21 protein-coding genes and 1 pseudogene are annotated in these 24,778 nt (G+C 44.0%); 6 read left to right on the forward strand and 16 right to left on the reverse strand.

What is annotated here, in order from left to right:
* Window positions 1–32: 32 nt before the first annotated feature.
* Together L4B77_RS03930 and L4B77_RS03935 are read right to left on the reverse strand one after the other, a co-directional pair.
* A complete protein-coding gene (locus tag L4B77_RS03930; RefSeq protein WP_372091180.1) occupies window positions 33–236 on the reverse strand; it encodes a CPXCG motif-containing cysteine-rich protein in 204 nt (67 codons plus the stop codon).
* Between the two features lie 37 nt (window positions 237–273).
* The gene (locus L4B77_RS03935; protein ID WP_429748625.1) at window positions 274–1,140 is read right to left on the reverse strand and encodes a fructosamine kinase family protein; all 867 of its coding nucleotides are present in this window, start codon (window positions 1,138–1,140) and stop codon (window positions 274–276) included.
* Window positions 1,141–1,690: 550 nt separating this feature from the next.
* Between L4B77_RS03935 and L4B77_RS03940 the strand changes: the two genes are divergently transcribed.
* Window positions 1,691–2,035, forward strand: coding sequence for a DUF3802 family protein (locus L4B77_RS03940; RefSeq protein WP_261839653.1), 345 nt, complete (start codon window positions 1,691–1,693; stop codon window positions 2,033–2,035).
* Between the two features lie 123 nt (window positions 2,036–2,158).
* On the opposite strand, the gene L4B77_RS03945 is transcribed toward L4B77_RS03940, so the two are convergent.
* Entirely contained in the window at window positions 2,159–2,644 is a 486-nt protein-coding gene (locus tag L4B77_RS03945) for a C40 family peptidase (protein WP_261839652.1), read from the reverse strand.
* Between the two features lie 142 nt (window positions 2,645–2,786).
* A complete protein-coding gene (locus L4B77_RS03950) occupies window positions 2,787–3,596 on the reverse strand; it encodes a sterol desaturase family protein (RefSeq protein ID WP_429748628.1) in 810 nt (269 codons plus the stop codon).
* Between the two features lie 68 nt (window positions 3,597–3,664).
* On the opposite strand from L4B77_RS03950, the gene L4B77_RS03955 reads away from it, so the two are divergent.
* Together L4B77_RS03955 and nagK are read left to right on the forward strand one after the other, a co-directional pair.
* Window positions 3,665–4,411, forward strand: a complete 747-nt coding sequence (locus L4B77_RS03955; RefSeq protein WP_429748700.1) for a tRNA-uridine aminocarboxypropyltransferase — start codon at window positions 3,665–3,667, stop codon at window positions 4,409–4,411.
* Window positions 4,412–4,574: 163 nt separating this feature from the next.
* Window positions 4,575–5,483, forward strand: coding sequence for an N-acetylglucosamine kinase (gene nagK, locus L4B77_RS03960; RefSeq protein WP_261839650.1), 909 nt, complete (start codon window positions 4,575–4,577; stop codon window positions 5,481–5,483).
* A gap of 164 nt (window positions 5,484–5,647) precedes the next feature.
* On the opposite strand, the gene L4B77_RS03965 is transcribed toward nagK, so the two are convergent.
* The 6 genes from L4B77_RS03965 to L4B77_RS03990 all read right to left on the reverse strand — a co-directional run bounded on the left by L4B77_RS03965 (window position 5,648) and on the right by L4B77_RS03990 (window position 10,936).
* Window positions 5,648–5,914, reverse strand: a complete 267-nt coding sequence (locus L4B77_RS03965; protein ID WP_261839649.1) for a DUF2960 domain-containing protein — start codon at window positions 5,912–5,914, stop codon at window positions 5,648–5,650.
* A gap of 260 nt (window positions 5,915–6,174) precedes the next feature.
* Complete coding sequence (locus L4B77_RS03970) at window positions 6,175–7,992, reverse strand: bifunctional molybdopterin-guanine dinucleotide biosynthesis adaptor protein MobB/molybdopterin molybdotransferase MoeA (protein WP_429748631.1); 1,818 nt, start codon at window positions 7,990–7,992, stop codon at window positions 6,175–6,177.
* Window positions 7,992–8,576, reverse strand: coding sequence for a molybdenum cofactor guanylyltransferase MobA (mobA, locus tag L4B77_RS03975; protein WP_429748633.1), 585 nt, complete (start codon window positions 8,574–8,576; stop codon window positions 7,992–7,994). Before mobA ends, L4B77_RS03970 begins: the two co-directional genes overlap by 1 nt.
* Window positions 8,554–9,273 carry an energy-coupling factor ABC transporter ATP-binding protein gene (locus tag L4B77_RS03980; protein ID WP_429748635.1) on the reverse strand — a complete coding sequence of 240 codons (720 nt, stop codon included), beginning with the start codon at window positions 9,271–9,273 and terminating at the stop codon, window positions 8,554–8,556. The genes mobA and L4B77_RS03980 overlap by 23 nt, the downstream gene beginning before the upstream one ends.
* Before the next feature lie 10 nt (window positions 9,274–9,283).
* Window positions 9,284–9,982: an ABC transporter permease gene (locus tag L4B77_RS03985; protein WP_261839645.1), complete on the reverse strand. Its 699-nt coding sequence runs from the start codon at window positions 9,980–9,982 to the stop codon at window positions 9,284–9,286.
* Between the two features lie 147 nt (window positions 9,983–10,129).
* The gene (locus L4B77_RS03990; protein ID WP_261839644.1) at window positions 10,130–10,936 is read right to left on the reverse strand and encodes an ABC transporter substrate-binding protein; all 807 of its coding nucleotides are present in this window, start codon (window positions 10,934–10,936) and stop codon (window positions 10,130–10,132) included.
* A gap of 301 nt (window positions 10,937–11,237) precedes the next feature.
* Between L4B77_RS03990 and L4B77_RS03995 the strand changes: the two genes are divergently transcribed.
* Both L4B77_RS03995 and L4B77_RS04000 read left to right on the forward strand, forming a co-directional pair.
* Complete coding sequence (locus L4B77_RS03995) at window positions 11,238–12,701, forward strand: sigma-54-dependent transcriptional regulator (protein ID WP_429748638.1); 1,464 nt, start codon at window positions 11,238–11,240, stop codon at window positions 12,699–12,701.
* A complete protein-coding gene (locus tag L4B77_RS04000) occupies window positions 12,691–14,718 on the forward strand; it encodes a sensor histidine kinase (protein ID WP_429748640.1) in 2,028 nt (675 codons plus the stop codon). The genes L4B77_RS03995 and L4B77_RS04000 overlap by 11 nt, the downstream gene beginning before the upstream one ends.
* A gap of 158 nt (window positions 14,719–14,876) precedes the next feature.
* Here the strand turns inward: L4B77_RS04000 and L4B77_RS04005 are convergent, their stop codons facing one another.
* Window positions 14,877–15,767: a mechanosensitive ion channel family protein gene (locus L4B77_RS04005; protein WP_429748642.1), complete on the reverse strand. Its 891-nt coding sequence runs from the start codon at window positions 15,765–15,767 to the stop codon at window positions 14,877–14,879.
* A 1-nt stretch (window position 15,768) separates the two neighbouring features.
* Window positions 15,769–18,114: an ATP-binding protein gene (locus tag L4B77_RS04010; RefSeq protein ID WP_429748644.1), complete on the reverse strand. Its 2,346-nt coding sequence runs from the start codon at window positions 18,112–18,114 to the stop codon at window positions 15,769–15,771.
* A 448-nt stretch (window positions 18,115–18,562) separates the two neighbouring features.
* On the opposite strand from L4B77_RS04010, the gene L4B77_RS04015 reads away from it, so the two are divergent.
* Window positions 18,563–20,146 carry an ABC-F family ATPase gene (locus tag L4B77_RS04015; protein ID WP_009846736.1) on the forward strand — a complete coding sequence of 528 codons (1,584 nt, stop codon included), beginning with the start codon at window positions 18,563–18,565 and terminating at the stop codon, window positions 20,144–20,146.
* Between the two features lie 154 nt (window positions 20,147–20,300).
* On the opposite strand, the pseudogene L4B77_RS04020 reads toward L4B77_RS04015, so the two are convergent.
* The 4 genes and pseudogenes from L4B77_RS04020 to L4B77_RS04035 all read right to left on the reverse strand — a co-directional run bounded on the left by L4B77_RS04020 (window position 20,301) and on the right by L4B77_RS04035 (window position 24,750).
* A pseudogene (locus L4B77_RS04020) lies at window positions 20,301–21,571 on the reverse strand (hypothetical protein).
* Window positions 21,572–21,853: 282 nt separating this feature from the next.
* On the reverse strand, window positions 21,854–21,961 hold the full coding sequence (gene cydX / locus L4B77_RS04025) for a cytochrome bd-I oxidase subunit CydX (RefSeq protein WP_082151276.1): 108 nt from the start codon (window positions 21,959–21,961) through the stop codon (window positions 21,854–21,856).
* A gap of 26 nt (window positions 21,962–21,987) precedes the next feature.
* Window positions 21,988–23,124, reverse strand: coding sequence for a cytochrome d ubiquinol oxidase subunit II (gene cydB, locus L4B77_RS04030; protein ID WP_429748648.1), 1,137 nt, complete (start codon window positions 23,122–23,124; stop codon window positions 21,988–21,990).
* A gap of 9 nt (window positions 23,125–23,133) precedes the next feature.
* Entirely contained in the window at window positions 23,134–24,750 is a 1,617-nt protein-coding gene (locus L4B77_RS04035) for a cytochrome ubiquinol oxidase subunit I (protein WP_429748650.1), read from the reverse strand.
* Window positions 24,751–24,778 lie beyond the last annotated feature (28 nt).

Genomic DNA, 24,778 nt, shown 5'->3' on the forward strand with positions numbered 1-24,778 from the left:
TTGTGGTGTACTCAATCAACCATTGGCATTATTTAGAACACTTGTTCGTCATCGGCATCAATCGATAGATTGATCCGATTTCGGACTTCGTCAACTTGCATATCTAAATGGATGGCGTGACAGCAAGCCGGGCAATCATCATAAAAGTCTTGGCTGCCGTTTGACGCATCGAGCGTTATGCTTATGCCATGCCCGCAATGAGGGCAAGAGACGTGTTTCTCGGTGTATTTGTGCATGGTGAACTCTCCTCACACTGACCTACGGTGATCGATACTAGAACGCTTGAATCTTCTGAATACATGCTTCAGTTTGTGCTAAATACTCACCGCCAAATTGATTGCAGTGATTAAGAAGATGGTACAAATTATAAATGTCTTTTCGATCAGGATAACCCACATCGAGCGGTACGACGCTTTGATAGCCTTCATAAAATGCGGGCGGGAACCCGTGAAATAACTCTGTTAACGCAATATCACACTCATGGTCACCCCAATAGCAGGCAGGATCGTAACAAATCGGGCCAAACGCGGAGTTAGCAACATTACCATGCCACAAATTGCCATGAAGCAAAGAAGGACTAGGGTTATGGCCCGCCAATTTCATGTTGACCGTATTGACGATATCGTCGATGTCACCAAAATCGATGCCTTTTTCTTTCAACAACTGGAGCTGGAAACCAATACGCTGCTCGGAGAAAAAACGCGACCATTTTTTATGCCACGGGTTAGGTTGAAGCGTACTGCCAATGTAGTTGTCTTGATCACAACCAAACTCTTTTTGCTCTCCCCACTGATGCAGTCGAGCAAGTTGTACTCCGAAATCATAACTATTGTTACTCGTTTCAAGCGGTTTCGTTGGTAAGTAATTGAGGATGATGAACGAACAGTCTTTAGCTTTACCGATCAGTACCAGTTCAGGGACATAGATAGTAGAAGTCTCTCTTAATAAACGAAGGTTCTCAGCCTCCATTTCAAATTTAGGTAGAAATTCTCGCTGGTTTACTTTCACAAAGTAGCGCTCATTACCATCACTAATCATGTAGCAATCGTTAATGTCACCACCAGGAACTTTAGTACGTTCGGTGATCGGAAAGTTGAATAAAAGTGTATCTGAAAGCTGTTGAGAAATGGCCTGCCACATAGGAAATCCTCAAAGAACTGTTAGTTTGAATAGCGGTGAGTTGATAGTGTTAGTCTAGGATAAATTTCAATAATTTATAGATGTACTGGTCAATGTTCTTGAGTCTTAATCCTGTTAAGGGCGAACCAATTGGTGGATCTGTGAACTCAAGCTGATGACATGCATTTGATTTAGCAAAAAAAATGGTCTGGCGATGATACGGAATTTGGTATAAATCTCACATTCAACATTGAGTGTCAGATTCCTGATTGGAAAAGTTCGGAAGGGTTGTTATTGTCTACGCTAAAGTTGAGCAAGTGAGAATGTTAAAGTGTAGGCCACAAAGACACGCTGTTCAGTCAGTATTCAAAGGATCAGTCAGCATTGGAAAGCCATTATATATTCGACGTTTAGGCTTTGTTTCTATATTGATGTATTTTTGACCTTACAGGCTTGCGAAGAGCATTTATATACCACTTTTTAGAAGAAAGTGGTGACAAATGTCTTCATTAACATACTATTAGCTTGAGACGTATTCGTCTGCTCTTGAGCTTAAAAACGGAGATTTATTGTGGTTGTAGAAACTGATGGCTATCTGGCTTTAATTGAGCACTTATCATTCAATCTGGATGTATTTACCAATGCCAAAGGGGATACGGGCGATGAAAGTGTTGAAGACATTGTCACCGACATGATTTCATCTAACATCATGGCGATTTTCGAACAGAACCCTGAACTGCACTCTAGTGTTCGTTTTCAGTTGTTGAAAGAAGCGGATGCGGTCGTTGCCGATTTAAGTGAAGTGCTTGCGGGGGTATGGGGCAAGAAAGCGACTAACGAGCAAATCGTATTTTTAGATGAATATATTGCGTTAGTGAAAAATCTATTTGATTCGGCTGTCGCAAAATACGACTAGATATCTCATCATCGTCCTGATTTTAAGCGTTGACGCTTGAGACTTGAGAGCTGACTCCAGCGTTTAGAATTCTTCATTTTAAACAAGGAGCTAGATTTAGGGTATAAGTAGAGTTTTGATGCTTTATATACGTCTAAACTGCCAAAATTTTGAAGCCCAATAAGGGTTATCTAGCCTGGAGATAATTACGCCCTTAGAGGTAGAGACATGTAGGAACTGTTTATTGCCCAGATAAACACCGACGTGTCTGACGTTCAATGAGGTTTTGAAAAACACCAAGTCACCGCTCATTGCTTGTTCATAGGCGATTTTTACACCTTGCTTACTTTGGTTTTTTGTCGTTCTCGGTAAGGTTTTTTGAGCGGCATCTTGGACTGCTATTTGCACAAAGGCTGAACAGTCAATGCCTTGGAATGATGTGCCACCAAAATGATAAGGTACACCTTGCCAATGCTTATATACTGTCATGTAGGCATTCGTTGTCATTTGCTCTGATTTTGATAGCGGTTTCGATAGAGCATTCATGTCTCTGTAAGGGATAGGCGTAGAGCTACAAGCAACCAAAGTCGTCAAGGTGACTATCAAAGCTAGTATTCTTTTTATTTTCATATGTCACTCTTCTAATAAAAACTAAAATCAAACGTCATCAACGGCTTCGAGTATACGAAACAAATTAATCATACTTATTTACCGTTACGTTGAACAATCACTGCTGGGTACGGAGCGACTTAACCTCCCCAATTTAGTAGTTTTACTTTACTTGGTTGGGAGGCGAGAAATGCGCGAACGGTTGACGCAGCATCAAATCCAACCGTTGCTCCTTACCATCTTGAATCTCGGGCACACCAATATGCACCTTATCGTGGCCTAGTTTGGGTTGAGCGCGGTAAGTCTTAAACCAGATGTCCCATACAGATAAGAAGAAGCCAAAGTTCGAATGCGTCTCTTTAACAATGACAGAGTGATGCACTCGGTGCATGTCTGGTGTCACGATCACTTTTCTCAACTGCTTATCGATCCACAGTGGTAGACGCGCATTACTGTGGTTGAACATCGCACTCGCATTAAGAACAATTTCAAATATCACTACGGCAATAACCGGGACGCCGAGAGCGACCACTAAACTCACTTTTATTAGCATCGAAAGTATCATTTCAATCGGATGGAAGCGAGTGCCGGTTGTCACATCAATATCGAGGTCCGCATGGTGAACTCGATGTAACTTCCATAACCAAGGCACACGGTGAAATACCAAGTGCTGTAGGTAAATGGCGCAATCTAACAGTATCACACAGATGACAATAGCCAGCGCTTTAGGAAGGGACAAGATATTGAATAAACCCCAGTGATGCTCTTGTGCAATGATTGAGGCTTGGAATGCAGCGATAGGGATAAGTGTGGCTAACAGAACACTATTCAAGGCAACTAATGCGAAGTTGTTCCCCCAACGAAACCACTTGCTTTGAGTCAGCGTTTTACGTGGAAAGCGACATTCCCAAAGCGCACACAATCCGAAAACGACAATAAAACAAATGAGACGCAGCAGTGATGGATCTTGCATGGGAATTCCTTCTATCATTATCAGGTTACTGTAAGTACAATCGTGCCACTTTTCTAGATCTATCGTTAATATTCATGAGAATTCACGCTTTCCACCGTTTATACCAACACCGTTTGTCTCTTGCTACCAAGCCGTTTAACGCACGGGGGTGTAAAGTCGTGCGATGCGAGTACTGTAAAATCAAGCAAGACAGTTGTCTGTGTGAACATCAACCCAATATAGATACCAACGTCGCGACCATGTTGATCTTATCAGACAACGAAATCATGAAGCCGAGTAATACCGGTCGATTGATCATGGATACGGTCAAGGACAGTTATGCCTATCTTTGGCACCGAACAGAACCTAATCAAGAGATGTTGGATATCCTTAACGATGAGAAATACCAACCCGTTGTTGTATTCCCTGAAGATTACACCGACGACAAAACGCGTGTGGTTCAAGATTTACCTCAAATGCGTGATTCGGATAAAACACTGTTACTTATCTTCATCGATGGAAGCTGGCGTGAAGCGAGACGCATCTTCCGCCGTTCAGAATATCTGCAACCTTTACCTGTCTTATCGATAAAGCCTGAATCGGTTTCCCAGTACATGATGAGAAAGTCAGACAATGAGCAACACCTTTCGACTGCCGAAGTCGCGAGCTTAGTGCTCCAACAGGCTGGTGAAGAAGAGGGGGCCAAGACTTTACAGCTTTGGTTTGAAGCATTTCGAGAAAGCTACATGTTAAGTAAGACGCGTTATAAGTCGAATCCGACTCAACCTTGCTTGAATGCCTTCATCGAACACAGTAAAAATGAGACGTCACTCTAACCTTTAACCGCTTTGTGCTGACTTGTTGTTCAAACAGACTCGATCACGAGATAAGTTTGTTATCTATCACGGTTTGTAGGGGGAGTGTTATGGATAATGCTCSTTAGTTGTTTTATTTAAACATTTTATTTACCCGAATTTAGGGAAAAATTGGAGAGATTTCATGTATTACGGCTTCGATGTTGGTGGCACAAAAATTGAGTTTGGTGCATTCAATGAGAAACTTGAGCGAGTAGCAACAGAGCGTGTACCTACGCCAACAGACGACTATCAATTACTGCTTGATACGATTGCAGGGTTGGTTCAGAAATACGACAGCGAATTCTCTTGCGAAGGTAAAATTGGCCTTGGTCTTCCTGGTATGGAAAACGCCGATGACGGCACTATGCTTGTCGTTAACGTACCCGCTTCAACAGGTAAACCACTGCGAAAAGATTTAGAAGCACTTATTGGCCGCAGTGTAAAAATCGAAAATGATGCAAACTGTTTTGCGCTTTCAGAAGCGTGGGATGATGAGTTGAAAGATGAACCCTCAGTTGCTGGCCTAATTCTCGGTACAGGCTTTGGTGGCGGTCTTATTTACGAAGGCAAAGTGTTCTCTGGTCGTAACCATGTTGCTGGCGAGCTTGGCCATATGCGCCTTCCTCTTGATGCATGGTTCCACCTTGGCGACAACGCACCGTTATTGGGCTGTGGTTGTGGCAAGAAAGGTTGTTTAGACAGCTATTTATCTGGCCGTGGTTTTGAGTTAATTTACGAGCACTACTTTGGCGAGAAGAAGAAAGCGATTGAGATCATTCAAGCGTATAACGAGGGTGAAGCGAAAGCGGCTGAGCACGTAGATCGTTTCATGGAGTTGTTGGCCATCTGTTTTGCCAACCTGTTTACAGGGCTGGATCCACACGTAGTTGCACTGGGCGGCGGTCTTTCAAATTTCGAGCTTATCTACCAAGAGATGCCCAAACGTGTGCCTAAATATCTGTTGTCTGTAGCGAAATGTCCAAAGATCATCAAAGCGAAGCACGGTGATTCAGGCGGCGTTCGTGGCGCTGCATTCCTTAACATTAAGTAATGGTGACTTAAGTTACGCTAGCTAAGGTTAGATAGTTACAAAGCACAAATAAAAATGCCGCAATCTCGAAAGAGGTTGCGGCATTTTTTATTGTTCAGTGTTTTCGCTTTTTAACGCAAAACAACAAGCTAGAAGCGATATATCAAGAAAAAGAGCCAGAGGGCTTACTTCTTTTTTTTACCCACACCAAGGTTGTCTTTTTGTTTCAAGGTAAGCTTAGTAAAGCCAAGCTTACGGAAGTAGTTGTCTTGGTAGTTGCGAACCGCTTTCGTATCTGAAATCAACTCAAGCTGTTGCTCAGTTTTGAGATACTCAGTGATGTCGATGCCTTCCGCTTCGGCAACTGCTTCTTGGATCGTGCGGTGTTCTTGTTTTGAAAACAGTAACTCTTTGTCTTCATCTTTGTAAGTGTACAGAATGGTACGAGCCATGGTGCTCTCCAATAGGATTATTACTTTGCGCGCACTCTACATAAAAACCGTACTTGGCTCAAGGTAATGGTAAGAAATCTTAAAATTATCGGTCTAACCGTTTAGCGTTATTTAAGTGTTTGCCTTTTAGGGGCTGAACAGGTTCGCTTTAACGATAAAAACCACAATCCAAGCCCCTTAACATCGACAGCTCTATGTGAGGGGGCTTCGTTTATGTGTTGGCAAAATCTGCTAAGTCAATGTCGTATCTTCGCTTTGAATTAAACGCGGCCTTGCAGAGGAATGATCGTCACTGTCTCACCCACTTTTACGGTATCAACCGCTGGTGAGATCTCGATTAAACAGTTTGCTTCACTCATTGAACGCAGAATACCTGAACCTTGTTTACCTGTTGTTTTCACTTCAAGCACGCCGAATTCATTCATCGAGAATACTCCACGACTAAATTCAGTACGGCCTTGGCGTGAACGCAGTTGTTCAGTGGCGACTGCGTTTGCTTTCACTGGCGTCCAGTTGGTTTGACCCTGAAGCTTACGGATCGCAGGCTCAACAAAGTTAATGAACGACACCATGACAGCCACTGGGTTACCCGGTAAACCGAAGAACGGTTTGTCTTCAATTTTGCCGTAAGCAAGAGGGCGCCCCGGACGCATATTGATACGCCAGAAGTTGATTTCACCCAGCTTATCTAACGCAAGCTTGATGTAATCTGCATCACCAACAGACACGCCACCCGAAGTCAGAACCATGTCGGTTTCAAGCGATGCAGAGTGCAGCACGTCGATCATCTTTTGTTCGTCATCTTCAATAATGCCGTAATCGACGATGTCACAGCCAAGTTTTTGAAGCATGCCGATAATCGTAAAACGGTTCGAGTCGTAGACAGAGTTGGGTTTTTGTTCGCTACCCGGCGCTTGAACTTCATCTCCCGTCGAGAACACACTCACTTTCACTTTACGCACAACCGGGCAGGTACCAAAACCTAACGACGCCATCATGCCCATTTCTGGCGCTTCAATGCGTGTGCCACGGGTAAAGACAGGTTGGCCGATCTTTAAATCTTCACCGGCCATACGGACATTTTGTCCAACCGAGATCTTAGCGTCAGGAAAGCTAACGGTGTCGCCATCTTGAACGGCTTGTTCGCGCATCACGACAACATCAACACCTTCTGGCATTGGTGCGCCCGTCATGATCTTAACCGCTTGACCTTGTTGAACGGTTTGCTGGTAGCTGTGACCGGCCATGACTTCCGCAACGATGTTGTAGCTGTCCAATTCTAGATCTTGACTACGGATCGCATAGCCATCCATCGCAGAGTTGGTATTTTGAGGAACATTGATTGGTGAGATGACATCTTCCGCCAATACGCGGCCATAGCCCTGCAACAATTCAACACTCTCAGTGAGATCGAGTGCGTCAATACTATCAACAATCTTTTGTTGGCCTTGAGAAACGGTTAGACCAGCAGGAGACAACGAATCACAACACACTGTGGGCGCTGTGTCTTTTGAAGATGAGCATGACACGGCTTTGCCTGTTGTAGATGAAAGGTCAAAGGACTGCGCGTAATCGATGATGAAATCACGAATCGCTTCTAAGTCGTTGATCGCCATTTGTGGTAGATCGGATTCAACTTGGCTGTCTGCCGCGATAGCAATAATGTTGTCATCGTTCGGGTACAACCAAGGTTTGCCCACTTCATCTCGATGCAGTTCGATTTTTGGGAAAGCGATGTTCTTACAGCCTTCCACCAAAATCAGATCAAGCGTGTTGGTATCAAAGCGAGTCAGCAAGTAATCAAAATTTGCTTCCGCCTCTGGCGTCTCTGTCATCATCACGTGACGGTTACGAGATGCAATCAACATTTGGTTCGCGCCCGCTTTACGTAACCGGTAACTGTCTTTACCCGGCTTATCGACATCAAAATCGTGGTGAGCATGTTTTAACACACCCACTTTTAAACCCGATTCAGTCAATAACGGCAGCAGAGCTTCAAGTACCGTTGTTTTACCTGTACCACTATAAGCAGCAAAGCCCAATAGAGGAAGGTTAGGGCGTTGTTTAGAATCTTTCATTATCGAAGGGTTCCGAATTGGGTGAGTTCTTCTGGCGTATTGAGATTGACAAAGCAATCTGGCGAGTCACTAAAGTCGACGTACTCAGTCACGCAGTCTTTGTACAGTAGGATGATTTTACGATCACCACGTTCCAAAAATGCTTCTAATTTTGGTAGGACACGCTTGTGGAATAGGGTGAATACCGGTTGCTTAAATTCGCCATCATGAGCGACAAGAATGTCACTGTTCTCTTTCACTGCCGCACAAAAACGTGTCACAAGGTCGCTATTAATTTGCGGACTATCGCAAGGCACAAATCCGACCCAATCTGTCGTCGCGTTTTTAAGACCGGCATGAATCCCCCCTAATGGCCCCGGGTAATCCGGGAAGGAATCAGACACAACAGGCGCAAAGGTTTGGTAACGGTCTAAGTTACGGTTTGCATTGATGGTGATGCTGACATTTTGTCGTGACAGCTGGTCGATAACATATTGAATAAGCGGCGACCCGTTAAGTTCAACGAGTCCTTTATCTTTTCCACCCATACGGCTGGCTTGTCCGCCGGCCAAAATAACCCAACTAGTTTGCGCTGGAAGCAACATAAATGTTCTCTTGTGCACTGTTTTTTTGAATAACTTTCAGAAGCGTTGATTCAGTCAAAGTGTTGTCTTTGATCCACCATTGCTTCCTACATAAATCGGTTAACGCATTGGCTTGATGGCTTGTGATGACCAAGCTTACGCCTCGTAAAAGGAGATCTTCAGCCATAATGACTAATCTTTCAATAGATTCTTTATCTAAAGAGGCGCTCGGTTCATCCATGAGCAAAATTGAGGGCTTTAAAATCCAAGCCCGAGCCATTGCAACGCGTTGGCGTTCCCCCCCTGAGAGGACAGAAATATGCTCATCCGCTAAGGTTTCTAAAGCGACCATTCTCAACGCGCTAATTATTTGAGCGCGCTTATCTTTTTGGCTCCCTTTATGAAATCTAATGCCGTAAGCAACATTTTGGTATACCGAACCATCAAAAAGATACGGTGTTTGGTGCAAATAGATGATGTTTTTAAATTTTGACCTTGGGAATAAGAGCTGGTGCCAGCTTTGGGTTGGAGATTGAATCTGTCCAGAACTTGGCTGGATTAAACCGGACAAAATTTTAAGTAGGGTCGTTTTTCCGACACCATTATCACCTTTAAGATAAATGGCATCGTTAGGACCAATTGATAATTCAGGTATATGGAATAAAACACGCTCCTTAAAGCGCATTGAGATTTGCTGTGTTGTTATTTTTATACTCATGACAGCGCTCCTAAGTTCTTAAATAGCCTTTTCCTCTCACACTAGAGAGAAAAAAGTTTAGCGCTAATGCCAAGGCAAGTAGGACCATTCCCAGTGCAACGCCTTGAGCGAAGGCCCCCTTATGGCTTTCCATTGCAATCGCTGTTGGGATATTTCTTGTCATCCCCATGATATTGCCACCAACCATCATTGAACATCCCACTTCAGTTACGATGCGAGAAAATGCGGCAATGGCGGCTGCCATTAAAGGAAAGCGTGTTTCCCAAATTAACGTGCATGCCACTCGAGTGGTTGAAACGCCGAGTGTACGAGCGGTTTCAACAGCACGACGGTCACTGGCTTGTAACGCGCCATGCATCATTGCAACCAGCACCGGGAAGCAGATCAGCATTTGGCCAAGTATCATCGCTTTTTGTGTGAACAGCAATTGCCAGTCACCCAAGGGGCCAGAACGCGACAACATCATGTACAACAGTAAACCGATCACCACGGTGGGGATGGCTTGGAGGGTGTTAATTATCGACAACAGTGACCATTTTCCTGGAAACTCGGTATAGGCTAAGAGGAAGGATATGATGATTGCAGGGACAATGACCAAGGAAATGGCGGATAAAGAGACACTAAAAGATACCGCAACGATTTTCCACAATTCGTTATCGAAACTCACCAATAAATTTAATGCATCAAGCGTTGTTTGCCATAAGGACATGGAAGCTCTCATTTCGGTCGACAATCAGTCTGAATGTGTTAATGACGTAATCATAGCTGACGCAATTCGTGCGAGGCATCATTGGTCAGCTATTGTGAGACAAAGGATCGTCTTAATTCAATTCCATTGGTAATAATGCTGTATTAATTATTCTGCGTTTGCAACAAACAACTGCTGACCTTGCAGTTTAAAATCGTTGATCAGCTTCTGCCCTTTAGGGTTAACAAGCCAGTCACTGAATACTTTTGCTGCGTTATAGTGGGTGGTTGGGTAGCGTTTAGGGTTAACCAGGATCACTTGGTAAGGGTTGAATAGATTTTTATCGCCTTGAAAAAGGATTTTTAGATCCAGTTTGTTTTGATAAGCCAACCAAGTACCACGATCCGTGAGCGTGTAACCTTGCATCTCAGAGGTCATGTTCAGCGTCGGTCCCATACCTTGACCAACACTACGATAGCCACCAAAGTTAGGCTCCATTTTGGTTTGTGCCCAAATGCCCATCTCTTTCTTGTTGGTACCTGAATCGTCACCTCGAGACAAGAATGTCACGTTGCTGTTTGCGATTACCTTGAAAACATCGATGACATTTTTTTGAGACGCAATTTTTGCAGGGTCACTCTTTGGTCCAACAACCACAAAATCGTTATACATAAGTTTACGAGGCAGAACACCGTAGCCTTTTTCAACGAAATCCGCTTCAGCCTTTGGAGCGTGTGTCATCACCAAATCAACATCACCATTCTCACCCATACGAAGTGATTTCCCCGTACCGGCAGCGATAACACCGACTTTGATGCCAGTATCTTTCTCAAACTTTGGTAATAGGTAATCCAGTAGTCCAGAGTTGTAGGTGCTTGTCGTGGTAGCCAGCTTGATATGTGTGGTGTCTTCAGCGCTGCTTGCTGTGTAACTGACGATAGATAGGGCTGCAATAGCTAGAGGAATTGCTTTCATTTTTATTCTGTCCATTCTGTTATAAATGAATGACATGCGCTCAGCTTTACAGGGCCGAAGAAGAGCATGCACACAAGATGCTAATTTTGTAATTAGAAATCATCACTTAACAAGCAAAGTTAGTGCCAATAAATAGTGAATCAAATTCTATTAAATTACTGTTATTTCGGACAAAAGTACGCCATTTATCTTGATAAAATGAATCAAAACATGAGCTAGGACAAAATGTCGCACACTGAGTATGTTGCACATGGGGTTAATTGGTACACTCTGTCCCAACTTTTCCTACTGGCTGTTCATTATGTCTTTATCTCGTTCAAATGTGTCAAATCTCAATTCAAATACATTGACTCAATATCAAGCATTTTCCGTCTTGGTTGTGGACGATGAGATCGGTATGCAGGCGATTCTCAAAAAAGCGCTCGGTAAATACTTTGGTAAAGTGTTGTGTGCAGGCTCCGTCGAAGAGGCCGAAATTCTGCGTAGCAATCAGCATTTCGATTTAATTGTTTTTGATATCAATCTTCCTGGTCGTTCAGGCATTGAGTGGGAAGAGGTTTTTAACGACACCGACCGAAAAGTGGACGTTATCTTTATGACGGGTTATGCCGACTTAGAGATGACGATATCAGCACTGAAGTTGGGGGCGTCGGACTTTATTCTTAAACCGTTTAATTTAGATCAAATCATTCAAGCTGTTCTGCGCTGTATGGACAAACGTTTAGACCAGCGAATGCAATATGCGCTTAAACGTGATGTCAGTCGGCATATTAAAACAGAATTGCTTGGGAGCTCTGATAAAACCAAACAACTTAAGCGACTGATCACCCAGTTTGCACCATCAAGAGCGTCTGTGCTTATCGAAGGAGAATCGGGGACAGGGAAAGAGTTGGTTGCCCGAGGTGTTCATGACGCCAGTAAACGTACTGGTCCTTTCGTGCCGATTAACTGTGGGGCAATTGCGCCTGAGCTTTTGGAAAGTGAGTTGTTTGGTCATACGTCCGGTGCATTTACCGGAGCTAAAAAAAACCGAGAAGGTCTATTTAGAGTTGCCAGTGGTGGTACGCTGTTTCTTGATGAGATAGGAGAAATGCCACTGTCCATGCAAGCGGCGTTATTGCGTGTTTTGGAGCAACGAACGATTCGTCCAGTGGGATGCGAGAAAGAAATTTCAATTGATGTGCGTGTCGTTGCTGCCACTAACCGTAATCTTCAACAAGAGGTCGATAAAGGGCATTTTCGTCGAGATCTATTCTATCGCCTGAATGTGCTCAAGATTGATGTTGCGCCTTTAAGAGAACGCCCGTCTGATTTGGTTGAACTGGTCCCATATTTTACCCACTTGTTATCGAGCGAGTTAGGGATGCCAGTACCTCATTGGGCACATGAAGACATTTTGGCTTTGCACCAATACGAATGGCCTGGCAATGTTCGTGAGCTTAAAAATTTAGTCGAAAGATGTATTTTACTCGATAAGCCGCCCGCTCACTATTGGCGAGAAATTAATGATAATGCAGCTCCTACGAGCCTATCAGTGACGGTGTCACATGGTGCTAGCATGCCGGATATGGGAAAGGCTAGCCCCACGGAAGGTTATCCAAATAATTGGACGCTTAAAGAAGTTGAAAAAGCACATATTGAGCAACTCGTGAGTTTCCATGATGGTAATAAGTCTGCGGCAGCGAGAGATTTAGGGGTGGCACGTAAAACGCTAGAACGTAAGTACAAAGATTGGAGCACAGAAGGTTCTGACTATGCCGATTAAACGGCCTTGGTGGCGAAAATGGGCGTTTCGATTCAAAACCATGGTGCGTTACCGCTTATTATTTTTGACCTCCGCTCCGATCATTCTCACGTTATGTGCGTTGGTGACGATTACTTTATATTGGTCAATTCATTATACGTGGCAAGGGGCGTTGATTGATGTTGATGAGCGTTTGGATGTCGCAGAAAATAGTATTCAGCTAATTCAAAGCCAACAGGCCTACAACGTTAAAGCTTTTGCTGAATCTTACCAATTCCGAATCAAACTCGCGAATCATGCTTCACAAGAAGACTTCGCCCGTTGGGTGTCTGAAAATAAGTCACGTTATCAGCTCGATTTTTTACGCTGGCGCAGTGTTGAGCATTTAACCAATAAGCTTCAATACCTTAACTTGACGCACAAAGAGTCGTTTTTCAGTGTATTAAATCAAGATGAACTTAACACTCTGGATCGAGATCTCGCGAAGAAAGCCGAAGTTCCGATGCTCAATGAACAGGGAGTAGAAACGAGAGGTTTAGTCAGTCGAACCGTCGTTTCTATTCGAGATGAGCATGACCATGTGATTGGTTTTCTTGACGGCGGAATCTTACTGAATAATAGCACTCAATTGGTCGATCAAATTAGCAACTTGATTTACCCGAAACGCGATGGTTTTAATCGCCGTGTGGGCACCATCACCGTATTCCTCGATGATCTTCGAGTCAGTACTAATGTGCCTTTGAGCAGTGAAGAAAGTGCCGGGCGTGCTATTGGTACTCGAGTTTCACATGAAGTTAATGCCAAGGTTTTAAATGAAGGTAAAGAGTGGCTAGATCGAGCGTATGTGTACGATGCTTGGTACATTACCGCTTATCAGCCGATTCATGATCAGTTTGGTAACGTGATTGGCATGCTTTATACCGGTTATTTGTTGTGGCCGCTAATAGAGACGTACTTAACCAATCTTGGTGAAATCAGCATTACTATCGTGTTGTTATTGTTGGCTTCTGGTTTCATTGTTCACCGTGGTGCTCGTGATCTTTTCAAGCCAATAGAGCGCATTTACAAAGTTGTCAAACTCGTCCAGATGGGGCAAGACAAGCGAATTGGTCCCCTTGGTTTGGATGATCAACACGAACTCACGCTGCTTGCGAAACAGTTTGATAAGATGCTGGATCTGTTGCACGAGCGCAATCAAGAGATACAGCAAGCCGCATTAGAATTGGAATACAAGGTTCATTCGCGCACAACCAGTTTGAAAGATAAAACCGAAGAGCTTGAGCGACATATTAAATTGCTTAACCAGGCTCGTGATCAGTTAGTGGTCAGTGAAAAGCTAGCAGCATTAGGTGAGTTAACCGCGGGTATTGCTCATGAAATCAATAATCCAACGGCGGTGATTCTTGGTAATGTCGAACTCATCAAGTTTGAGCTGGGTGAAGAAGTCACTTGTGTTGGTGAAGAGGTGAACGCCATCATGGAGCAGATTGACCGAATTCGAAATATCACCCGCAGCTTACTGCAATACAGCCGACATGGCGGTGTACAAGACGAAGTGACCTGGCAACACATCAACCCGATAATTGATGAAAGCATCACACTGGTCAAAACAGGCACTAAAAAGAAAGGCATCGTTTACGAATCCAAACTTAATGCTAAAACTTCGGTCGAAGTTAACCGAAACCAATTGCTTCAGATATTGGTTAATCTCCAGATGAATGCGATTCATGCGATGGACGGAGAGGGGACGCTGACGATCTCAAGCGAAGATTGGGTCGAAAATGATAAATCTCGTGGCGCAATAATTCACGTTGAAGATCACGGTTGTGGTATCAGTGAAGAACAGCTAAAACGGATCTTCTCGCCTTTCTATACCACTAAACGAGATGGAACAGGCCTTGGCTTATCGGTGTCGCAAAGTATTTTGAGTCAAACGGGTGGAGAGATTCGTGTTGAATCGGAGGTCGGTAAGGGGAGTTGTTTTAGTCTCTACCTTAAAAAGAAAGCGACACCTCAGTTGTTGGTATCGAACTTATGATCTCATTCAAATTGAGCTGCGTGTGTACCATGATACAGCGGTAAACGAAACTTACGGTGCCTCGATGTCGTCACACATAATTAAAAACACCTCCGTATGTTGGAGGTGTTTTTATTGGTCCTCAAGGACTCATTAGTATCGTTTAATCCATCTTCGTTCTATGATTGATGCGCCACAGATATCTTTGGCGGGGTGATATTGTGTTTTCTAAATTCTTTCATCACACGCAGAGTAATATCGGTTTCAAACAACTTCTCATACGCGGTATCTACGACATAAGCTTTACACGTTAGCTGTATCGCTAAGTAGTTATCCGTAATGGTCTGTTTAACCAGCACTGTGACAGGCTTTGGTAAATGGATATAACGACTGGATGAGGCCGCTTCTTGGATTAAATCACGGGCTAGGGTGATGTCTTCGTCCATTCCCACATAAAATGGAATCACGACCTGCATATCTAACGCGCCATAGTTACCACTGGTCGTGACTTCATTTAAGAACTTGTTGTTTGGAATCGTGATGATGTCATCATTCAACGTTCTCATGCGCACTGACCGTAAACCGATGGTAATGACATCACCATAATTGCCCTCAAACGTGACGCGGTCACCCACCTGAAAGGGTCTATCAATCATCACAGTGATACCCGCGATGAATGAAGCGGCCAGGTCTTTAAGCGCAAAGCCGATAGAGACAGCGAGCGTACCGCCAATCAGAGCAAGTATTTGGTCATTAATACGAAAGCTCATCATGAAGACAATAAGCCCAGTACTGACATAGATAAAGAACTGGGTAAACGACTGCAATTTTTGTAGCAACATCCGATATTGCACAAACTGGCTACCAAAGCTGGTCACCAGTGAATTTATGAACTTGAGCAATAGCCACATTGTTGCAATCACAATGATCGAGAAAAATACCCCACTCCAACGCACTAAGCTTGCAATCTTAGAGATGTTTTCTACGTTGACTAACTCTTCTGTCGCGTAAGTCGGGAAGCTGACCGCAGTCGTCAAGCAAATAAATAATAGGACAAATAATTTCTTCATTTTACTTCACCAATAAATGTTGACGGTCGAGAACGTTGGTTATATGGCGGAACCAATGGTCCGAGATCTTAGCTTTGTCTTCATTCCAACCAATGTAACCGCGACTTTCAAAGTAGCGCAGAACTCCGGTGATTTCGGCAATACTCAACTGAGTACATTCAGACAGCACTTCAGGGGACGCGATTTCGAGTTGTACAATAGAGCGTAATACCGCCAGCATCGGTTTTGGCATGTTTTCCAGTTCTTGAGCTTCTGGTACGTGGAACAAACGCACCACAGTTTGGCCTGTATCCTTGTTTCGATTTAGAGATAAACGGAAGAAACGCAACGCAACGGTAGGGTTGCCATCTGAGTAGTGCCATAGAATTCGATAGAAGCCCTGACGAGCGCGTTCCTCTTCTGTCATGTCATCTTGGTCCCACTGTTTGGGAACCACCAAGCCATCAAATGACAAGGGTTGATCTAACGTCATATTGATGCGACTGTTAAGAAGCTCACCGACTTGTTTCTCTGTCCAGCGTGGTAGGAAGCAAACTAAATCAAACAATAGTCGCTCACCCCGCGCTCTATCAACAAAGCGCCAGCTAGACTTGGCAATCGACATCACTATGCGGTGATTCTTTTTAGACCGGCGTAGTAAATTCGTTAGACGGATCAAATCCGACAGACCACCGACCATTGGTTTGACGAGGCGTTGGGCATTGTCAATGGCGATAAGGTAAGTGGTTTCACTCTTACGCAAGTGTGCCAAAATCTGAATCTCAGTCGCTTCTTCTTTTAAACCAATGCTAACGGCTAGATGCGCCAAGAATTCAGGGTAGCCTGCATAAGGGCAGCTGACGTAAACGGGTTCTGCATTCGAAACTTTATGAAGTAACGTATACAGTAAAGTGGTTGAACCCACACCACGTTCGCCCGATACAACGCATATTGCAGGACTATCAGACATCAAGTAGCGAGAAAGCTGTTTGATTTCATCGCCAGCGTAATCAATGAGCGTACTATCGATTGAACCCGGAAGGATGTAATCATAAGTTTGATCACCTTTGATTCGCACTAAATTCTGCTGGTTCTTATCAAGATCAGACTGCTTGGCCACCTCAATTCTAAATAAATAAGCCAAGGCTTGGCTGAACAATGTGTAATTGGAAAGCAGAGCCATAATTCGATGTTGGAAGTTATAAACCGTTAGCCACGCGATGCCGATTGCTGTCGCGATAATATTAAGCAGGAACGTGTCTTTCCGATTGACCGCCCAGTTGACCCAAACCGGATGATCGGAGATGTGCTGCAACGTATCGAATACTTTTGAACGCCATAATTTTAAAACCGAAACCGTAACTAAAACGAACCACAAGAACAAAGCACTGTAGATCCAATTGTAGATGGTGCCTTTACCTAGGGTGATACTGGATATTTGTAAGATCACCCCTGCGACAATGAAGCTCCATACATAACGTCGGATCGTCGACAAACGAAGTGCAATAACGGTTTGGTTTGACGTTCGACCAATACGGTAAGCCAACTCAAGAATAAAACTAATGGCGATTGAGCCACCTAAGATCCACCACGTAAATATTTCAAAGAAAATGAGGTGTTGCAGGCTTGGTATACTTGAAAGAATGCGCAGTGATATGGTGATAGCGACTAACCATGCGATAGCGCGATGGGCACGGCTTATATACCAAATTAGCCGAATCCAAAAAGCTGGCGGCTGTTTAGGCTCTAAGAAGTTAACTCGGAATAGTTCAATCAAACGTGCACTATTGGATAACCACCAAACTAAACAGAAGTAGGTGAAGAGTACTTTTAAGCAGGCCCAAATCACCGGAACTGGCGAAATAAAGATATCTTTAATCAATGCTTTAAAACTGCGAGTCTGGAAATAGACTAAGTATTCAATATTAAGCTGGGTTAGGTGCCACTCTTGTTTAAACTGAGTCACGCCAAAAGGCCCAAATCCCGTCAATTGTTCTTTATTCGCGGTCGTCGTTTGCTCAAGCAGTCGCTGCTTACTGACATTCAAACTATTTAGTGTTTTATAGCTTGATTCCACAGCAAACCATTGGTCAGAGCCACTATTTTCTCGGTAATCAAGAAGCTGCTGGTCAAAAGTTGTGATCTGTTGGTCTTGAACTCGGAGTACTTCAGTCAATAGAACACTCACCTCATGTTTATCGGATTCTTCCATAAACAGCGGATCAGGCAGTGCACTGATACGCTTAGCCAGATCGAGGGCGATGTTCGACACTTGAGGTTGTGATGGTAAGTCATAGTCCAAGCTGGCATGACTAGGCCAAGAGAGGATGGCCAATGTGAATAAAAAGAAGCGCAAAAGTGAACGCATAAAAGTCTCTTAGAATTATGAGGTTAGGAACACTATAGTGAGTTAATGTCAGTTTGTGAAATTTATCCCGTTTTTCGAACAAAAACTTTATTCTGATTTTGTTCGTTATAATCATGGGGTAGATCAATGTTTGAGCGCAAGATAATCGTCTAAATACCCCTTGTAAAAATGGGTTTGGTTATCGCGGTTTGACAAGCCGTATGCTCAATATTCAATATGTTCATCAGTGCTATTTTAACGCTAATTTCGACGGGGCTTGCTGTTTGGTTGCTATTGAAGAACGACGTTTATTCATAATAAAATAGCAAATCAAAAGTGTGATGGAGCTCAAACTATGATTTGGCTAGGTTATCACTCACTTAATGGCCAGTAATTGCAATCAATACTTGCAGTTAAAGCCCTGAACAAGTAACGTTGCGGCGTTTTTCACATTAAAAAGGTAATGGCATTGATCTCCACAGCAAATATCACCCAACAATTCGGCGCTAAGCCACTTTTCGAAAATATTTCAGTGAAGTTCGGCGAAGGCAACCGCTACGGTTTAATCGGCGCGAATGGCTGTGGTAAATCGACGTTCATGAAGATCCTATCTGGTGAACTTGAGCCAAGTGCTGGTAACGTAAGCTACGACCCAAACGAGCGCGTTGCTAAGCTAAACCAAGACCAATTTGCTTACGAAGAATTCACGGTAATCGACACGGTTATCATGGGTCACAAAGAACTTTGGGCTATTAAGCAAGAGCGTGACCGCATTTACTCTTTGCCAGAAATGAGCGAAGAAGACGGCATGAAAGTGGCTGACCTTGAAGTTCAGTTCGCTGAAATGGACGGCTACATGGCAGAAGCGAAAGCGGGTGAGCTTCTTCTTGCGGTAGGTATTGAAGAATCAATGCACTTCGGTCTAATGAGCGAAGTCGCACCGGGTTGGAAACTTCGTGTTCTATTGTCTCAAGTACTGTTTGCAGACCCGCATATCATGCTGCTTGACGAACCAACGAACAACCTGGATATGGACACCATCAAGTGGTTGGAAGATACGCTAAACCAACGTAACTGCACAATGATCATCATTTCGCACGACCGTCACTTCCTAAACTCGGTTTGTACACACATGGCTGACCTTGATTACGGCGAACTTCGTCTATTCCCAGGTAACTACGATGAGTACATGACAGCTGCGACTCAAGCGCGTGAGCGTCTATTGTCTGACAACGCTAAGAAGAAAGCACAAATTGCTGAACTTCAAACGTTCGTCTCTCGTTTCTCTGCTAACGCATCGAAAGCGAAGCAAGCAACGTCTCGTGCTAAGCAGATCGATAAGATCCAACTTGATGAAGTTAAAGCGTCTAGCCGTCAAAACCCATTCATTCGTTTCGAACAGTCTAAAGAGCTATTCCGTAACGCACTTGTGGTTGAAAACCTATCTCAAGGTTTTGAAGAAGACCTATACAACAAGTTTGACGGTATTTTCGAAGTCGGTGAGCGTGTTGCGATCATCGGTGAGAACGGTGTGGGTAAAACAACGCTGCTGAACACACTGGCTGGCGCTCTTGAGCCTCGCACTGGTGAGTACAAGTGGTCTGAAAACTCAAACATCGGTTACTACGCACAAGATCACGCACACGATTTCGAGACAGACATGAACTTGTTTGACTGGATGAGCCAATGGCGCCAAGAAGGCGAAGACGAGCAAGTTGTTCGTGGTTTCCTAGGTCGTATGCTATTTGGTCAAGACGACATTAAGAAATCGGTAAAGGTTATCTCTGGTGGTGAGCAAGGTCGTATGCTTCTTGGTAAGATCATGATGCATAAACCAAACATCCTGCTAATGGATGAGCCAACAAACCACATGGATATGGAATCGATCGAAGCGCTTAACTTAGCGCTTGAGAACTACAAAGGCACCTTGTTCTTCGTCTCTCACGACCGTGTATTCGTAGATTCGCTTGCAACTCGTATCCTTGAAATCAAAGATGGCAAAATCAACGATTTCCGCGGTACTTACGCTGAGTTCTTGAAAGCACGCGGCTAATACCGTGTAGCAAGAGCTAATACGTAATAACACGTTAGAACGTATTCAAAATTAGAAAGGCCTCTATCTTAGCAATCAGATAGAGGCCTTTTGTTTTTCCATACCGCATAAATCAACTAGCTTGCGTTAATCACTAATCACTAATCACTAATCACTAGTACTTAAACTGCGCGACAATCTTCTCTAGCTTCATACTCACACTCGAGACTTGTTCACTGCAACGTACTGATCCAGAAACCACGGTATAGGTATCACTGGCAAGGTGAGCGATATCCGTAATGTTTCGGTCAATCTCAACCGAAACCATCGATTGCTCTTCGGACGCTGTTGAGATCTGACTGTTTAAGTCGAACATCTCGCCAACTTGGAAGTGTATTCCTTCTATCGCATTCACCACATCTTTGGTTTGGCTTTTCACCAGCTCAGTTTGTTCTAAGCTCGCTGTCATCTTAGCGACAGTCTTGTCTATTCCAGTGGTTAAACCATGAATCGTGGATTCTATTATCACTTTGATACAACCCAGGATGTTGCAACCGATGAACACCAATAACAGAGAAAGCAGAGCGACGATAGCTGCACCAAACAGATGTAACATGTTTTGTGTGTTTCTAACTGCCGCTGTAATCGCTTGGCTTATCTCATTCTGCACTTCTTCAATGGCTTGTTCTGTTTGATGAACATTGCTACGTAAGGCGCCTCTAAGCCCCAACTCTGCAGACAAACCTAGATTGCTGTTAGCAACCAACAGAGTTTCAACCGCAGCCTTATATTCGGAATAGGCTTGTTCAGTCGCAATCGAAGTTTGGGAGTAGGGTTCAAACTCAACAAGAGCATTGGTTAACGCTGCATTCGTTTGGCTATTAATATGTGTGAGGTAATGGAAGTCTTTTTCAATCAGCTCTAACAACGCAAGTTCCAGTGCCAAACTTGATTCTGATTCGATTGCTGACTTCAGCGCTGTTCTTTTTCCATCAAGAGCGGCGACAAAGCCCAAAGGTGGGGTGGTGCGTTCAATGTCGTTCACTTGAACGACGATCTGGTGGAACTGTTTCTGGTACTGATGAAGAGTATCGGAGATCTTCGTCATTTGATCGGTCAGGTGAAGTTCATGCGAGGTTAGGGTTTGGTTCAACGTCACCAATCTTTGATTCAATGTGTCGGCGGTTTTATCGAAACGCTCTGCGTATTTTTGATCGTGGCGAGCAAAAAGTCTTTCTCATGTCGCCTAAGTGTTAATAAATCGACTGAGCTTCTGAGGTTTTCGGTTGCAGCGATCTCCAATGATTCCAATTTATCTAAGCTAAACTGCTCTTAGATGGCATAGATAAAAACAGAAATGAACAGGGTGAGGTTGATTAAAATAAACTTACTGCGAATAGAAAGAGACAGCAAACGATGCTGAGGTTCTGATGGATATGCAACCAATATCCTATAGGGTTATTAAAGCAAGGTCGGTTGGTGGGGAAAGCAACTTAGTCGATGATATGCACCAACTTGACGATTAACTTAGTAATTTGAAGAGTCTAGTTTGCTGGATAAGATGACGTTAAGCACATGAGATTAGATGCGAAAAGAAAAAGTCCTCATTAACACTCATGTCGGCAGTCTTTGAAATTGCAGGCATCGTATTAAGTGAGGACTTTCAGTTATTTTAAGTAGTTAGCTTACTATCGAGTTAGCAGTTGTTAGTAACTTTACCGATCAGCTTTATTCGTTTTGTTCATCGAGAAAGTCGGTGTGTTCTAACCACAGCGCATTAATGATTCCAAACGCGCAGGCGAGTAAGACGCCCAGTACCCAACATAAATACCACATAGGTTATCCTCCTATTTCATCTTTAATTAATACAGTGACGAGCTGTTATCGTGAATATATTGACTGTCTAGTCGACCGAACATTTTGTAGTAACACCAGATTGTGTAACCCAAAATAATTGGCACCACGATAACTGCGACAACCGAGATAATGCTCAGTGTTAACTCACTCGATGTTCCGTCCCACAGCGTTAAGCTATGCGATGGCATCAAGCTAGATGGCATGATCATTGGGAATAGGGCAACGCCCGCTGTCGTTATGATGCTTGCTATCGATAAGCTCGAAGAAGCGAAGGCCAAACCAGCGCGGTTAAGTCGAGTCATCACTGCGCAGCTCAGCATTCCGATGATGCCTAGTGCAGGAATTCCCCAAAGTACCAGATAGTTTTCGTAGTTATGTAGCAGTAAGTCATCAAACTTCATGACATGTTTTAATAACGGGTTTGAAACACCATCAGTCACAACTGGGCTAGTAATCAGGTAACCCGGAAGTGTATACGCGTATATCCCACCAACAATAAACAGTCCGACAGTGACAAGCGCCATACATACGATCACTTTCTGCGCACGTTGTTTTAAATCACCCGTCGTTTTCATCTGTAGGAATGCCGCGCCTTGTGTGACAACCATCGCCAAGCTCACCAAGCCACATAGCAGTGGGAAGGGCGTGAGTAGATCCCAGAAACCACCTTGGTATGACATCATTAGCAATTCGTTAAATTCAAACGGAACGCCAATCATCAAGTTACCGAAACCAACACCAAAGATAACCGGAGGAATGAAGCCACTGACGATAAGTGCAATATCACAAGCTTTCTTCCATTGCGGGTTGTCGATTTTAGCGCGGTAATCCATACCGAGCGGTCTTAACCACAAGGTCGCCAACACGATAATCATGGCCAAATAGAACCCGGAGAACGCAGCCGCGTAGATTGCAGGCCATATCGCAAAGATAGCGCCACCCGCGGTAACCAACCATACTTGGTTGCCATCCCAGTGAGGGGCAATCGAGTTAATCATGATTCGTCGATCAACTTCCGACTTCCCTAGAACAGGGAGCAACGCCGCAACGCCCATGTCGAAACCATCGGTAATGATAAAACCGATCAACAACACGCCAATAACTGCCCATGTAAACAGGCGAAGATTTTCGTAATCAAACATCTGAATTCCTTAATGAAGGTCGATAGTTTTATCTAGCTGACGCGGTGCGCTTTGCTCACCTGTAAGGGCTAGATCTTGGTTTGATTGCTCATGGTGATAGCGACCTGTTTTCAGTGCGCTCGGGCCCATTTTTGCAAACTTAACCATCAGGAACATTTCTACAATTAAGAACGCGGTGTAGAACAAGTAAACCAATCCGATAGAGATCCATAGACTTGAAGCGGGTAGATTAGAAGCCGCCATATTTACTGGCAGAATTTCACCAATAGCCCAAGGCTGACGACCATATTCCGCAACAAACCAACCAGCTTCACAAGCAATCCAAGGAAGTGGAATCGCGCATATTGTTGCTTTCAGTAACCAACGATTGGTACCAATCTTACGACGACAAATTTGTACGAATGAAAGACCAATGATGGCAAACATCAAGACGCCACATACCACCATGATGCGGAAGCTCCAGAATAGAGGGGCAACCGTTGGGATTGTGTTTTTGGCTGCTTGTTTGATCTGTTGCTCCGTTGCATCCACCACGTTATCGCTGTATTTCTTAACCAGTAATCCATAACCTAAGTCATGTTTAACCGATTCAAAATCATCGATATTTTGTTGTGATTTATCACCAGAGCGCAGTTTTTCTAATAGCCCATAAGCTAAGATGCCGCTGCGAACACGTTCTTCGTTCTTTGCCAATAGATCATGAATGCCTACAACTGGCGTATCCAAAGAACGCGTCGCGATAATACCCATCACGTAAGGGATCTTAATCGCGTAGTCCGTTTCCATGGTTTCTTGATTCGGGAAGCCGAACAGTGTGAATGAGGCAGGGGCTTCTTCTGTGTGCCATTCAGCTTCGATAGCCGCTAGCTTCACCTGTTGAACATCACCCAATTCATAACCAGATTCATCACCTAGCATCACTGTCGACACAATCGCAGCCATACCAAAAGCACTTGCGACTGCAAATGAACGACGAGCGAACGGTAAATCACACCCTTTAAGCATGTAGTAAGCACTGATACCCATGATAAATAGCGCGCCGGTTGTGTAACCTGCCGCAACGGTATGCACGAACTTCACTTGAGTCACTGGGTTGAAGATCACTCCAACGAAGTCTGTCATCTCCATACGCATGGTTTCGAAGTTAAACTCTGCGCCCACCGGGTTTTGCATCCAGCCATTGGCCATCAGAATCCACAGACCAGAGAAGTTCGAACCCAACGCAGTCAACCACGTTACCGATAAGTGCTGACGTTTAGAAAGCTTGTCCCAACCGAAGAAGAACATACCGACTAAGGTTGATTCCAAGAAAAACGCAATCAAGGCTTCAATGGCGAGCGGAGCGCCAAAGATATCGCCTACATAATGCGAGTAATAAGCCCAGTTAGTACCGAACTGGAATTCCATGGTTAAGCCGGTAGCAACACCGACAGCAAAGTTAATACCAAACAACTTACCCCAAAACTTGGTCATGTCCTTGTAGATGGTTTTGTTGGTCATGACATACAGCGATTCCATCACTGCGAGTAAGAAGGAGAGGCCTATAGTTAGGGGGACGAATATAAAGTGATAAAGAGCGGTACTTGCGAATTGAAACCGCGACAGATCAACGACATCTGTAAGCATAAAAACTCCTTCCCGCCACGAGTGTGAC

This window comes from Vibrio minamisatsumaniensis (assembly GCF_050337445.1).
Taxonomy (GTDB): domain Bacteria; phylum Pseudomonadota; class Gammaproteobacteria; order Enterobacterales; family Vibrionaceae; genus Vibrio; species Vibrio artabrorum.

Excerpts from the sequence above, each read along its gene's own strand:
- L4B77_RS03980 (WP_429748635.1), bottom strand. The coding sequence starts at position 9,273 with ATGAGTATAAAAATAACAACACAGCAAATCTCAATGCGCTTTAAGGAG.
- L4B77_RS03995 (WP_429748638.1), top strand. The coding sequence starts at position 11,238 with ATGTCTTTATCTCGTTCAAATGTGTCAAATCTCAATTCAAATACATTG.
- L4B77_RS04000 (WP_429748640.1), top strand. The coding sequence starts at position 12,691 with ATGCCGATTAAACGGCCTTGGTGGCGAAAATGGGCGTTTCGATTCAAA.
- L4B77_RS04005 (WP_429748642.1), bottom strand. The coding sequence starts at position 15,767 with ATGAAGAAATTATTTGTCCTATTATTTATTTGCTTGACGACTGCGGTC.
- L4B77_RS03930 (WP_372091180.1), bottom strand. The coding sequence starts at position 236 with ATGCACAAATACACCGAGAAACACGTCTCTTGCCCTCATTGCGGGCAT.
- L4B77_RS03935 (WP_429748625.1), bottom strand. The coding sequence starts at position 1,140 with ATGTGGCAGGCCATTTCTCAACAGCTTTCAGATACACTTTTATTCAAC.
- cydX (WP_082151276.1), bottom strand. The coding sequence starts at position 21,961 with ATGTGGTATTTATGTTGGGTACTGGGCGTCTTACTCGCCTGCGCGTTT.
- nagK (WP_261839650.1), top strand. The coding sequence starts at position 4,575 with ATGTATTACGGCTTCGATGTTGGTGGCACAAAAATTGAGTTTGGTGCA.
- L4B77_RS04010 (WP_429748644.1), bottom strand. The coding sequence starts at position 18,114 with ATGCGTTCACTTTTGCGCTTCTTTTTATTCACATTGGCCATCCTCTCT.
- mobA (WP_429748633.1), bottom strand. The coding sequence starts at position 8,576 with ATGTTGCTTCCAGCGCAAACTAGTTGGGTTATTTTGGCCGGCGGACAA.
- cydB (WP_429748648.1), bottom strand. The coding sequence starts at position 23,124 with ATGTTTGATTACGAAAATCTTCGCCTGTTTACATGGGCAGTTATTGGC.
- L4B77_RS03985 (WP_261839645.1), bottom strand. The coding sequence starts at position 9,982 with ATGTCCTTATGGCAAACAACGCTTGATGCATTAAATTTATTGGTGAGT.
- L4B77_RS03965 (WP_261839649.1), bottom strand. The coding sequence starts at position 5,914 with ATGGCTCGTACCATTCTGTACACTTACAAAGATGAAGACAAAGAGTTA.
- L4B77_RS04035 (WP_429748650.1), bottom strand. The coding sequence starts at position 24,750 with ATGCTTACAGATGTCGTTGATCTGTCGCGGTTTCAATTCGCAAGTACC.
- L4B77_RS03945 (WP_261839652.1), bottom strand. The coding sequence starts at position 2,644 with ATGAAAATAAAAAGAATACTAGCTTTGATAGTCACCTTGACGACTTTG.
- L4B77_RS03970 (WP_429748631.1), bottom strand. The coding sequence starts at position 7,992 with ATGAAAGATTCTAAACAACGCCCTAACCTTCCTCTATTGGGCTTTGCT.
- L4B77_RS03990 (WP_261839644.1), bottom strand. The coding sequence starts at position 10,936 with ATGAAAGCAATTCCTCTAGCTATTGCAGCCCTATCTATCGTCAGTTAC.
- L4B77_RS03950 (WP_429748628.1), bottom strand. The coding sequence starts at position 3,596 with ATGCAAGATCCATCACTGCTGCGTCTCATTTGTTTTATTGTCGTTTTC.